This is a genomic window from Eggerthella sinensis (genome assembly GCF_003339815.1).
Taxonomy (GTDB): Bacteria; Actinomycetota; Coriobacteriia; order Coriobacteriales; family Eggerthellaceae; genus Eggerthella; species Eggerthella sinensis.
In genome coordinates, this window is record NZ_PPTT01000005.1 from 130,134 (window position 1) to 141,892 (window position 11,759).

The window sequence follows — 11,759 nt, forward strand, 5'->3', positions numbered from 1 at the left end:
TCGTGGGCAGGTAGCCCTTACGCCTCTTCACGGCGAACGTGCACCTTGTGCTTAGCGCCCTTCGTGAACTCCAACGTGCCGTCGCACAGAGCGAACAGCGTGTCGTCCTTGCCGCGGCCGACGTTCTCGCCCGGATGGATGTGCGTGCCGCGCTGGCGAACGATGACGTTGCCCGTCTTGACCGCCATACCGCCGAACATCTTCACGCCGAGACGCTGTGCACGGGAGTCGCGGCCGTTACGGCTGGAACCGAGACCTTTCTTGTGAGCCATGGTGTTCCCTCCTTATGCTTTACTCGGCGTCTTCGGACGCAGGCTTATCGGCGACCTTTTCGGCAACCGGCTTCTTCGCGGCTTTCTTGGCAGCCGGCTTGTCAGCCTTCGCCGAGCCGACGGACTCGATCTGGACGCGCGTGAGCTGCTGGCGATGGCCCTGCAGCTTCTTGTAGTTCTTGCGCTTCTTGAACTTGAACACCAGCTGCTTCTCGCCCTTGAACTGCTCGAGGATGATAGCGGTGACCTTGGTAGCGGCGGCCTTCGCGGGGTCGGCCTCCACCTTGGCGCCGTCCACGATGCAGATGGCCTCGAGCTCGACCTTGTCGCCCACGGCGGCGTCGAGTTTCTCGATGTTCAGCTTGTCTCCGGGCGCAACTTTATACTGTTTGCCGCCCGTTTTTACAATTGCGTACATGAGTGTCTCCTTGATATGAATAAACGCAAGGCGATAGCTTAGCAGCGTGACCGTAGCAAGTCAATGTGATCTATGCACAATCTCCGCGTATCATCGCACTCTTCTCCTTGTTACGCTTCCACAGAGCGCAACGTTCATATGATAGCAGATACTTCTAGCTACACGCGGTGGCGTGGCATGATTTTTTCGAACATCACAGCTCCGACAAAAACGGCCTAGTGAGCCTCGGCCCAGGTTTCGCCGGCCGAGACGTCCACGTCGAGGGGCACGCGCAGCTCCACGATGGTCTCCATGACGTCCTTGACGATGGCAGACAGCTCCTCCACCTCGTCTTCGGGCACGCTGAAGTCCAGTTCGTCGTGCACCTGCAGCATGAGCTTCGCCTTGAAGCCGCCCGCCATGATGCGACGCTGCACCTCGGTCATCGCCAGCTTGATGATGTCGGCGGCGCTGCCCTGCATGGGATGGTTCATGGCCGTGCGCTCGCCGAAGCCGCGCTGCGTGGCGTTCGACGCCTTGAGCTCGGGGATGTGGCGCTTGCGGCCGAACATCGTCTCGGCGTACCCGCGCTCCTTGGCCTCGGCGATGGTGGCATCGAGATAGGTGCGCACGCCGGGGTACGCCTCGAAGTAGCGCTCGATCATCTCCTTCGCCTCGGAAAACGGGATGCCGAGGCTCTGCGACAGGCCGAACGCCTGCTGCCCGTACACGATGCCGAAGTTGACGGCCTTCGCGCGGCTGCGCAGCTCGGGGCTCACCTCTTCCACCGGCAGGCCGAACACGCGGCTGGCCGTGGCGGCGTGGAAGTCGGCCCCCGAGCAGAAGGCGGCCACGAGGTGCTCGTCGCCCGACAGGTGCGCGAGCAAGCGCAGCTCGATCTGCGAGTAGTCGGCCGAGAGGAACTTGTGGCCTTCCTCGAGCGGCACGAAGCATTCGCGGATCTGGCGGCCGAACTCGGTGCGCACGGGGATGTTCTGCAGGTTCGGGTCGGACGAGGACAAGCGGCCCGTCGTGGTCACCGTCTCGTTGAAGCACGTGTGCACGCGGCCGTCGTCGGCCCGCATGCGCGGCAGCGCGTCGATGTAGGTGGACTTGATCTTGGCGAGCTCGCGGTAGCGCAGGATGAGCGCCGGCAGCTCGTGGTCGTTCGACAGCTCCTTGAGCACGGCGGCGTCGGTGGAGTAGCCGCGCTGGTTCTTCTTGAGCGTCCGAAGGCCGAGCACCTCGAACAGAATGTGCGCGAGCTGCTTGGGGCTGTCGAGGTTGAACTCCTCCCCCGCGATCTCGATGATGTGCGCGCGCAGCTCGTCGAGCTCGGCCTGCGTCGAGGCACCCAGCTCGGCCAGGCGGTCGCAGTCCACGGCCGCGCCCGTGCGCTCGACGATGGCGAGCACCGCCACGAGCGGCAGGTCGATATCGAAGTAGGCGCCCTTGCTCTCGTCGCGTCCGAGCGCCTCGGTGAGCGGGTCGACGAGCATGCGCGCAGCCGCGGCCTGCACCGCGGTGGTGGCGGCCTCGTCCTTCGCCTCGGGCAGCACGCCGCCGCAGTAGGCGTCGAGCAGCGCGTCGTAGGAGTATTCGGACACCGACGAGTTCAGCACGTAGCCGGCCAGCCCCAAATCGAACGCTTGCATGGCCATGAGCTGCGCGTCGTCCACGAGGGCGGCGCTCGCCGTGTCGGAAGGATACACGCGATGCACCTCGCGCTTCACGTCGAGCGCGGCGAACGAACCGGACGCCACGATGCGGGCGAACGCCTCGAGGCCCTCGTCGTCCTCGAACAGCGCCGTGCCCTCGCTCGTGTTCACCGCGCAGTGCAGCCCCGCGTTGAACAGCGACACCTGCTCGGGCTCCAAGAACGCCACGCCCACCGTCTCGTTGCGGGCGATGGCCGCGTCCACGAGCGCGCGGGCCTGCGCACCGGTCACCACGGGCTCCACCACGAGCGGGGCCGCCTTCTTCTCCAGCTCCCGGCCCACCAGCTTGAGCACGCGGTTGAGGTGCGCGTTGAACTGCACCGTCTTGAACGCCTCGGTGACGGCATCGGGGTCGAACGCGGGGAAGGCGCATCCCTCGAGGTCGAGGGGGAAGTCGAGGTCGCACACGATGGTGGCCACCTCGCGGCTCAAAAACGCCATGTCCTTGTTGTCGACCATCTTCTCCTTCTGCTTGCCCTTGAGCTCGTCGATGTGCTCGTAGATGCCCTCGAGGTTGCCGTAGGACTGCAGCAGCTTGGCCGCCGTCTTGTCGCCGATGCCGGGCACGCCCGGGATGTTGTCCGACGAGTCGCCCTTGAGGCCGAGGAAGTCGATGAACTGGTCGGGGCGCACGCCGTAGCGCTCCTCCACCTCGGTCGGCCCGTAGATGGCCACGTCGGTGATGCCCTTCTTCGTGGTGACGATGCGCGTCTTGTCGCTGGCCAGCTGGTAGGCGTCCTTATCGCCGGTGACGAGCAGCGTCTCGTAGCCCAGCGCCTCGTCGCGCGCGGCGATGGTGCCCAGCACGTCGTCGCCCTCCCAGCCCTTGATGCGCACCACGGGCACGTTCATGGCTTCAAGCAGCTCCTCGATGATGGGAAACTGCACTTTGAGATCGTCGTCCATGGGAGGGCGCTGCGCCTTGTACTGTTCAAGCGCCTCCATGCGAAATGCCGGCCGTCCCGCATCGAACGCGCAGATGAGCGCGTCGGGGTTCGCCATGTCGATGAACTTGAGCAGCATGGCAAGAAAGCCGAACACGGCGTTCGTCGGCCGACCGTCGGGGGCGTTCATGGTTTGAGGCACGGCATGATAGGCACGGTGCATGAGCGAGTTGCCGTCGATGACGGCGATCTTCTTGGGCATAAGGCGCGTCCTCCGTCGTTTTCTTTGTCGAGCGACCAGTATAGAGCAACCGGTCGCGCGCCCGCCCATCCGCTTTGCGAGAAACAGAGAATCCCCCACTGAACCGGAGGGTTTTCAACGCCGCGGCAACGAACGCGGCGACAGGAGCGTCAACGGCCCCGCCGACGCCGCGCGGGAGCCTACGCGCTCCAGAGGTACCCGACGCCGCGGATGGTTTCGAGGTGCTGCGCAAGCTCGGGTCCCAGCTTTGCGCGGATGCGGCGCACGTGCACGTCCACCGTGCGCGAGCCGCCGTAATAGTCGAAGCCCCACACGCGGCGCAGCAGGGCGTCGCGCGAGTACGTGCGCCCGGGATGCGTGACGAGAAACGCGAGCAGCGCGTACTCGAGGTACGTGAGATCGAGCGGCTCAGCCCCCACGGTCACCTGGTAGGTTGCCAGATTCACCGTCATGTTCTCCACGGCGAGGCAGTCCGAGGTCGAGGTCTCGTTGCCGGGCCACAAGAGCTGCCGGATGCGCGCCGCGCACTCGTCGGGCGTGGCCCCATGCGCCACGAAGTCGCTCTTCACCTGCACCGGCAAGCGGAACCGGCCGAGCTGGTCCTCCGCCACCACCACGAGCAGCGACGCCGTGTTGTCCTCGAGCAGCGCGGCCTCGATGCCGGCCACGTCTTCCGCCGCGCCGTCCCGCGCCTCGTACACGACGAGGTCGCACGCCGGGTGCTGCGCGAGCAGCTTCTTGAACTGGGCGGACGATCCCGCCGCCACATCCACGTCGAGCCCCGACAGCACCTGCTGGAACTTGTGCGCGTTGTCCAGGCTGTCAGCGACGAATATGACCCGCTTGCGCTGCATGGCCGCCCCCTCCCCGCATCACAGCACCGCGAGGTAGCGGTCGCGCTCCCACTGCGACACGTACCCCTGGTAGTCGTTCCATTCGGCGCGCTTGGCGGCCACAAGGTAGGAATGGATGTGCTCGCCCAGCGTCTCGCGCATGAGCGCGGACGCGGCGAACAGCTCCACGGCCTCGCCGAGGCTTTCCGGCAGCGTGGCGATGCCCTGCTGCCGCAGGTCCTGGCGCGACAGCATGAACAGGTCCTGGTCCTCGTTGGGCTCCTGCAGCTCGAGTTCGTCCTCGATACCCTTGAGGCCGGCGGCCAGCATGACGGCGAAGGCGAGGTAGGGGTTCGCGCTCGGGTCGGGGCTGCGCAGCTCGAGGCGGCACGCGCCCTCGCTCGAGGGGCGATAGCCCGGCACGCGCACGAGCGTCGAGCGGTTCGAGCGCGCCCACGACAGGTAGATGGGCGCTTCCCCGCCGGCGACGAGGCGCTTGTACGAGTTCACGTGCTGGTTCGTGATCAGGCAGAACTCGGGCGCGTACTTGAGCAGACCCGCCAAGTAGTGCTTCGCCACCTTCGACAGGCGGTAGCCCTGCGCATCGGTCGGATCGTAGAAGGCGTTGGCACCGTCGAGGTCGTAGAGGCTCTGGTGCACGTGCATGCCGCTGCCCGGCTCGCCGGCCATGGGCTTCGGCATGAACGACGCGTGCACGCCGTGCTTCATCGCGATTTCCTTCACGACCAGCTTGTACGTCATCACCGCGTCGGCCATGGACAGCGCGTCGGTGAAGCGCAGGTCGATCTCGTGCTGCGACGGACCGTTCTCGTGGTGCGAGTACTCGACCGGGATGCCCATCTTCTCCAGCGTGAGCACGGTGTCGCGCCGCAGGTCGGAGGCGTAGTCGAGGCTGGTGAGGTCGAAGTAGCCGCCGCGGTCGAGCACCTCGGTGCCCTCGGCGTCCTTGAAGTAGTAGAACTCGAGCTCGGGGCCCACGTTGAACACGTACCCCATCGCGCGCGCCTTGTCCACGGTGCGCGCCAGCACGTGGCGCGGGTCGCCCGGAGAAGGCGCGCCGTCGGGCGTGCGCAGGCTGCAGAACATGCGCGCGACGGCGTTCGACTCGGGGCGCCACGGCAGCACCTGGAACGTCGAGGCATCGGGGTACGCCAGCATGTCGGATTCCTGCGTGCGGCAGAAACCCTCGATGCAGCTGCCGTCGAAGCCCATGCCGTCGGCGAAGGCGTCTTCGAGCTCGCTCGGGATCACGGCGAAGCTCTTCATGCGCCCGAGCACGTCGGTGAACCAGAAACGCACGAAGTGCACGTCGCGGCTCTTGATGGTTTTCAGGACGAAATCCTGCTCGGGGTTCACGGTCATCGCGCGGTCCTTTCTCTCTCCTCACATTATTATACGCGTCGGTGTTTCGGTTTCGTTACACGGAAACGACGACGCCCGGCAGATGCCGGGCGTCGCGGGCGAAACGTCGATGCGCGCGTTTAGCACGAGGGGATGACGGCCACGCCGTACGTCTGCTCGATGAACTGCCTCACCTCGTCGCTCTGCAGCGCGTTCACGAGGGCCTTGATCTTGTCGGACGACTCGTCGCCCGCGCGCACGGCCACCACGTTCACGTACTGCTCGGCGGCTTCGGAGCTCTCGCCCTCGCTCGCGAGCGCCGTCGAGGGCTCGAGCCCCGCGCCGATGGCGTAGTTGCCGTTGATCACGGCCAAATCGACGTCCTGCAGCGTGCGCGGCAGGGAGGCCGCTTCCGTCTCGATGATCTTGATGCTCTTCGGATTGTCCACGATGTCGTTGGCCGTGGCGGCAAAGCCCGCGCCATCCTTGATGGTGATGAGCCCCTGCGCCTGCAGCAGCTGCAGGGCGCGCGCCTCGTTCGTCGTGTCGGACGGCACGGCGATCTGCGCCCCGTCGGGCAGCGCGTCGAGGGAGGCCGTCTTGCCCGGGTACAGGCACAGCGGCTCGAAGTGGATGCTGCCTGCGGAAGCGAGGTTCGTGCCTCTCTCCTCGTTGAAGTCGTTGAGGTACGTGATGTGCTGGAAGTAGTTCGCGTCGAGCGCGCCGTCCTCGAGGGCGAGGTTCGGCTGCACGTAGTCGGTGTACTCCTTGATTTCGAGCGTGTAGCCCTCGTCGGCAAGGCGGCTCTTCACCTGTTCGAGGATCTCGGCGTGCGGGGCGGGCGAGGCACCCACGACGATGGTCTTGTCGTCGCTTGCCGCGGCGGCGCCCGCAGCGCCGGCACCGCACCCGGCGAGGGCGACGAGGGCCGCGCCGGCGAGCGCGACGGTTGCAACCGTCTTGACGACGGTCGATGCGTTCAGAAGCTTTACTGCGTTCATGAGGATGGTTCCTTTCGGTATGGGAATGCGTACTTGAACGGGGGCGTTACGAGTTCTTGGTGCGTTTGTCCACGGCGCGGGCGGCAGCGTTGCCGGCAACCTGGAACACTTGCACGATGACGACGCACAGCACGATGGAGGCGATCATCACGTCGTCCTGGTAGCGCAGGTAGCCGTAGCGGACGGCGATGTCGCCCAGGCCGCCCGCACCCACCGCGCCCGCCATGGCCGCGTAGCCGAACAGCGTGATGAACGTGATGGACGCGCCGCGGATGAGCGAAGGCAGGCTCTCGCGCAGGAACACCTTCCCCACGATCTGCCACACGCTTGCGCCGAAGCTCTGCGCCGCCTCCACGAGGCCGCCGTCGACCTCCGCGAGGCTCTGCTCCACCATGCGCCCGACGAAGGGGGCGGCGGCCACCACGAGCGGCACGATGGCGCCCGGCACGCCGAGCGACGTGCCCACGATCCAGCGCGTCACCGGGATGAGCGCCACGAGCAGGATGATGAAGGGGATGGAGCGGCCCACGTTGACCACCCAGCCCAGCACCGCGTTGACCACCCGGTTCGGCTTGAGGCCGTGAGGGCCGGTCACCACGAGCGCCACGCCCAGCGGAATGCCGATGAGGTAGGCGAACAGCGTGCCGGCCAGCGTCATGACCAGCGTATCCACCGTGCCCTGCGCAAGCAGCGCGCCGTACTCGCTGAAGAAGGTTGCGAGCGCTTCCATGCTACCTCCCCTCGTCTGCCGCGATTGACAGGCGGTTGTTCTCCAAGAGCTCGCGCGTGACGGCGTTCTGCGGATTGGCGAACACCTCGGACACGGCGCCCTCCTCCACGATGCGGCCGTCGTCGATGACCGCGACGCGGTTGCAGATCTTCTGCGCCACCGCCAGCGAGTGCGTGATCACCACGAGGGTGACGCCCAGCTCGCGGTTGATGTCCTGCAGCAGCTTGAGGATGGACACCGTCGTGCGCGTGTCGAGCGCGCTCGTGGCCTCGTCGCACAGCATGACGGCGGGCTCGTTCGCCAGCGCGCGGGCGATGGCCACGCGCTGCTGCTGCCCGCCCGACAGCTGGCTCGGGTAGCGATCGGCCAGGTCGGCCAAGCCCACCAGGTCGAGCAGTTCGCGGGCGCGCCCTTCGCGGGCCGCCTTCTTCTGCCCGGCAAGCTCGAGCGGAAACGTCACGTTGCCCAGCACCGTGCGCTGCTGGAACAGGCTGAAGTTCTGGAAGATCATGCCGATAGAAGCCCTCAGATCCAACAGCTGCTTGCCCGTGACGCCCGTCACGTCCACGCCGTCGATGAGCACGCGGCCGGCCGTGGGGCGCTCGAGCAGGTTGATGCAGCGGACGAGCGTCGACTTGCCCGCGCCCGATTGCCCGATGATGCCGAACACGTCGCCGTCCTCGATGGTGAGGTTGACGTCGCGCAGCGCGTGGTGCGCCTGCGCGGCGCCGCCGTATGTTTTGGATACCTGCGTTAGCTGAATCATGATGGTCTCAATCAGATCGTCTCGTACCGTGCAATGCGATGCGGCGCGTCTCGTAGGACGGCCGCGCGGAAGCTATGCCTGAGCGTCGGCGCGCGCGCCGTCCGTCCCAGGCTTGGGCATGCACATGACCGTGATATGTACGAAACGCGAACTCATGGGTGTGTATCTTACGGCATGCTGCGGCTCCGTCAAGGCAGAAAACGGTCGCGGGTTATACGAGTATTTCGGGATTGGTTATCGGTAATACCGATAGATATGTGAACGCTTTTCCCAATGGTGACGATCTGTCGCCAGGGTTGCCCCCTTTTGCGGACGCTCGGAATCGCGTGCTATACTCGAGACATTTGATCAGCAACGATCAGGAGGTTTGCCATGAAGTTCACCAATATTCTGGTTCCGTTCGACAAGTCGGACCATGCCCTGCACGCGCTCACGCTGGCCAAAGGCCTGGCCGAAGAGGACGCCGCCATCAAACTGCACGTCGTCAGCGTGGTGTACGTGTCCGACATCCCGCCGGCGCTCGGACTCGACGCCAACCCCTACGAGAGCGTCCCGCCGCTGCTCATCCAGCCCGACCTGTACGAGAAGCTGGTCGACGCGGCGCTCGAGCGCGAGAAGAACGACATGAAGCAGGCCATCGGAGGGCTGCTCGACGGCATGTCGAACAACATCGACATCGCCGTCGTGAACGCCCCGTCCCCCGTCGACGGCATCAACGACTACGCGAAGGACCACGCCTGCGACCTCATCGTCATGGGCTCGCGCGGCCTCGGCGTGCTCCGCGGCATGCTGGGCAGCGTCAGCTACGGCGTGTTACGCTCCGCCGAGGTCCCCGTACTCGTAGCCAAAAAAGACGAGGACGAGAAGTAAGCTTGTCGTGCGGTGGCGATCAATGCTGCCAAGCCTCTAAAAGACGCTGTTTCTCATCGGCATCTGTGATACCCGTCATATCCGCGTACTCGATATTCTCGGGATAGTTGTCGATGTGGGCGGTGTACGCTTTGAGAACCTGATCGGGAACGTAAGCTTGATTGTCAATCTTGACACCTTCAGTTGCAAGCCAGGCGAACACGTCTCGTACAGCAGTCTTCTCGCTTTTCCCTTCCACAATGCCAACACCGTACACCGCCCACGGAGCGCCCTCTTCGAAAAAATGAACCGTAATTGGGGCCCCTTGGTTGATTTCGGAGACTGCCTGGAACGTCATGCCGAAGCCTATGAGCGCCTCCCCTTGGACAAGCGCATTAACCGGGCCGGAGCCCGATGACGAGAACTGATATACGTTCTCGGCGAGCCTGTCGAAATACGCCATCGCTTCTTCCTCGCCCCAAGCGTTTACAAGGCTCTTCACGAAATTGTATCCCGTACCCGACGTCTTGGGATTGGGCATGCAGATAAGACCTTCATATTGCGGATCAAGCAGATCTTCGTAGCTTTGGGGAATATCAAGACCACGAGCAAGCAGCCCCTCTTCGTTCATGGCGATGCAGGCAGATTCTCGGGCGAAGGGAAAGAACGTTCCATCCTCGTCGAGGAGGTCATCGCAGTACACGCTTGAGTCGAACGAGGAAAGATCTTCGAGGCACTCCGACAGCTGCTTGATATAGCCGCCTTCAAGATCAAGCACGATATCGGCTTCGGATTGCGCGCCTTCGATCTTGAGCTTTGCAGCGCAATTGCCCGTCGGCACGTAGCGCATACGAATATCGTAGTCGGGAAACCGTTCGTGCAAAGCGGCGAGCAGCGCTTCGTTCCGCACGCCCTCCGCACATGAGTATACGACGACGGTATCGTCGCCATCCGTTGCGAATCCAAAGCTTTTGGCACCGATTCCTATCACCGTTATCAACAAAAGCACAAGCGTGACCGCAATCGCGATAGCCTTCGCCGCATATCCCCGTAGAGTGTTCAAATCTTCTCCCATAATATCAAATTGGAGCACAAATATTACATTGGAACGGTGATTTATCATAATGTAGATGTTCATTATTGTAAAGTTTAATTGATAATTGAACAATCAAACCGAATAGCGGGAGCGAGCAGGGAAGGCACCCCAACAAAGGATCACCAAATCAGCTGCATTCACGCGAGCCGCCGTACACGACCTGGCGATAAGTTGGTATACTTTCAGGCTATGGAAACCAATCAACACCACAAGCGCCCTCCCAAGCATATCGCTGTCGTTACGATGGGCGTGAAGCTGGGGGACGAGACGCGCGGCTACACGCGCTTCCGCTTCCTGTCGGAGCTGCTCGCGCGCGAGGGCTTCGCTGTCGATCTCATCACGTCGTCGTTCCAGCATTGGGAGAAGGCGCAGCGCGACTGCTCGAAGGCGTGCTACCAGGACCTTCCCTACCGCGTCGTGTTCATCGACGAGCCGGGCTACACGAAGAACCTCGATCTCGGACGCATCCTCAGCCATCGCGTGGCCGCGAAGAACCTGCGTGCGCACTTCGAGCGCACGGCCGGCACGTACGACCTCATCTATGCGGAGATTCCGCCGAACGACGTCGCACGCGCGTGCGCCGAAGCCGCGAACGCGCTGCACATCCCGTTCGTGGCCGACATCAACGACCTGTGGCCCGAGGCCATGCGCATGGTGGTGGACGTTCCTGTGGTCAGCGACCTGGCGTTCTTCCCGTTCGCCCGCGATGCGAAACGCGTGTACCAGCTGCTGGCCGCCGCTGTGGGCACGTCCGACGAGTACGCCGCCCGCCCCGCGAAGGATCGCGAGAAGCCCTACCCGCGCGCCACCGTGTACGTGGGCAACGACCTGGCCTCCTTCGATGCGGGCGCGCGCGAGCACGCCGCCGACGTGGACAAGCCTGCCGGCGAGCTGTGGGTCACCTACGCCGGAACGCTCGGCGCAAGCTACGACGTGATCACGCTCGTCGAGGCGGCCGACCTGCTCGAGCGCAAGCGCCTGACGCAGGCCGCCGCGAAGGGTGCCGACCCCGCGCTCGCGCTGCCGCCCGTGCGCGTGAAGGTGCTCGGCGACGGCCCCGATCGCGAGAAGCTCGAAGCGCGCGCCGCCGAACTCGACGCGCCGGTCGATTTCCTGGGCTACACGGCCTACGATCTCATGGCGGCATACCTGTGCGCATCCGACATCACGGTGAACTCGCTGGTAACGTCGGCGGCGCAGAGCATCGTCACGAAGATCGGCGACTACCTGGCCAGCGGCAACCCCATGATCAACACGGGCTCGAGCCCCGAATTCCGCGCGAAGGTGACGTCCGACGGCTTCGGCGTGAACGTGGAGGCGGAGGACGCGCAAGCGCTTGCGGACGCCATCGAGAAGCTTGCCGAGCACGCATCGCTGCGCAAGATCATGGGCGCAAAGGCCCGCGCCGTCGCGGAGAACGAGTTCGACCAGCCCCGTGCGTATCGCGAGATCGTGGATTTGCTGCGCACGTTGCTGTGATTTTGGTTGAGCGGCTCGCCAAAGCGGGCGGGTCGCGTCAAAATAGGGAGCTTGGCATACACCGATTGCGCTCGATCGTCCAGGTCGTGCGCTGTTTCACAGGGTACACA

The 11,759-nt window shown here is 64.3% G+C and carries 11 protein-coding genes; 2 read left to right on the plus strand and 9 right to left on the minus strand.

What is annotated here, in order from left to right:
* Positions 1 to 17: 17 nt before the first annotated feature.
* The 8 genes from rpmA to C1876_RS04320 form a co-directional block, all read right to left on the minus strand.
* The gene (gene rpmA, locus C1876_RS04285; protein ID WP_114545484.1) at positions 18 to 272 is read right to left on the minus strand and encodes a 50S ribosomal protein L27; all 255 of its coding nucleotides are present in this window, start codon (positions 270 to 272) and stop codon (positions 18 to 20) included.
* Between the two features lie 19 nt (positions 273 to 291).
* Positions 292 to 690: a 50S ribosomal protein L21 gene (rplU, locus tag C1876_RS04290; RefSeq protein ID WP_114545485.1), complete on the minus strand. Its 399-nt coding sequence runs from the start codon at positions 688 to 690 to the stop codon at positions 292 to 294.
* 215 nt (positions 691 to 905) lie between these two features.
* Entirely contained in the window at positions 906 to 3,533 is a 2,628-nt protein-coding gene (gene polA / locus C1876_RS04295; RefSeq protein WP_114545486.1) for a DNA polymerase I, read from the minus strand.
* Between the two features lie 179 nt (positions 3,534 to 3,712).
* Positions 3,713 to 4,387 carry a winged helix family transcriptional regulator gene (locus tag C1876_RS04300; protein WP_114545487.1) on the minus strand — a complete coding sequence of 225 codons (675 nt, stop codon included), beginning with the start codon at positions 4,385 to 4,387 and terminating at the stop codon, positions 3,713 to 3,715.
* An 18-nt stretch (positions 4,388 to 4,405) separates the two neighbouring features.
* On the minus strand, positions 4,406 to 5,749 hold the full coding sequence (locus tag C1876_RS04305) for a glutamine synthetase family protein (protein ID WP_114545488.1): 1,344 nt from the start codon (positions 5,747 to 5,749) through the stop codon (positions 4,406 to 4,408).
* Between the two features lie 119 nt (positions 5,750 to 5,868).
* A complete protein-coding gene (locus C1876_RS04310) occupies positions 5,869 to 6,729 on the minus strand; it encodes a MetQ/NlpA family ABC transporter substrate-binding protein (RefSeq protein WP_114545489.1) in 861 nt (286 codons plus the stop codon).
* A 46-nt stretch (positions 6,730 to 6,775) separates the two neighbouring features.
* Complete coding sequence (locus C1876_RS04315; protein ID WP_114545490.1) at positions 6,776 to 7,459, minus strand: methionine ABC transporter permease; 684 nt, start codon at positions 7,457 to 7,459, stop codon at positions 6,776 to 6,778.
* 1 nt (position 7,460) lies between these two features.
* Entirely contained in the window at positions 7,461 to 8,225 is a 765-nt protein-coding gene (locus C1876_RS04320; RefSeq protein WP_114545491.1) for a methionine ABC transporter ATP-binding protein, read from the minus strand.
* Positions 8,226 to 8,597: 372 nt separating this feature from the next.
* Between C1876_RS04320 and C1876_RS04325 the strand changes: the two genes are divergently transcribed.
* Positions 8,598 to 9,095 (plus strand): universal stress protein, encoded by a 498-nt coding sequence (locus tag C1876_RS04325; protein ID WP_114545492.1) that lies wholly within the window; start codon positions 8,598 to 8,600, stop codon positions 9,093 to 9,095.
* Positions 9,096 to 9,114: 19 nt separating this feature from the next.
* Here C1876_RS04325 and C1876_RS04330 read toward each other — a convergent pair whose 3' ends face one another.
* Complete coding sequence (locus C1876_RS04330) at positions 9,115 to 10,137, minus strand: extracellular solute-binding protein (RefSeq protein WP_227113434.1); 1,023 nt, start codon at positions 10,135 to 10,137, stop codon at positions 9,115 to 9,117.
* 222 nt (positions 10,138 to 10,359) lie between these two features.
* Between C1876_RS04330 and C1876_RS04335 the strand changes: the two genes are divergently transcribed.
* Positions 10,360 to 11,649, plus strand: coding sequence for a glycosyltransferase family 4 protein (locus tag C1876_RS04335; RefSeq protein WP_114545493.1), 1,290 nt, complete (start codon positions 10,360 to 10,362; stop codon positions 11,647 to 11,649).
* Positions 11,650 to 11,759 lie beyond the last annotated feature (110 nt).

Coding starts and splice junctions, on each gene's coding strand:
- rpmA (WP_114545484.1), bottom strand. CDS start 272: ATGGCTCACAAGAAAGGTCTCGGTTCCAGCCGTAACGGCCGCGACTCC.
- rplU (WP_114545485.1), bottom strand. CDS start 690: ATGTACGCAATTGTAAAAACGGGCGGCAAACAGTATAAAGTTGCGCCC.
- polA (WP_114545486.1), bottom strand. CDS start 3,533: ATGCCCAAGAAGATCGCCGTCATCGACGGCAACTCGCTCATGCACCGT.
- C1876_RS04300 (WP_114545487.1), bottom strand. CDS start 4,387: ATGCAGCGCAAGCGGGTCATATTCGTCGCTGACAGCCTGGACAACGCG.
- C1876_RS04305 (WP_114545488.1), bottom strand. CDS start 5,749: ATGACCGTGAACCCCGAGCAGGATTTCGTCCTGAAAACCATCAAGAGC.
- C1876_RS04310 (WP_114545489.1), bottom strand. CDS start 6,729: ATGAACGCAGTAAAGCTTCTGAACGCATCGACCGTCGTCAAGACGGTT.
- C1876_RS04315 (WP_114545490.1), bottom strand. CDS start 7,459: ATGGAAGCGCTCGCAACCTTCTTCAGCGAGTACGGCGCGCTGCTTGCG.
- C1876_RS04320 (WP_114545491.1), bottom strand. CDS start 8,225: ATGATTCAGCTAACGCAGGTATCCAAAACATACGGCGGCGCCGCGCAG.
- C1876_RS04325 (WP_114545492.1), top strand. CDS start 8,598: ATGAAGTTCACCAATATTCTGGTTCCGTTCGACAAGTCGGACCATGCC.
- C1876_RS04335 (WP_114545493.1), top strand. CDS start 10,360: ATGGAAACCAATCAACACCACAAGCGCCCTCCCAAGCATATCGCTGTC.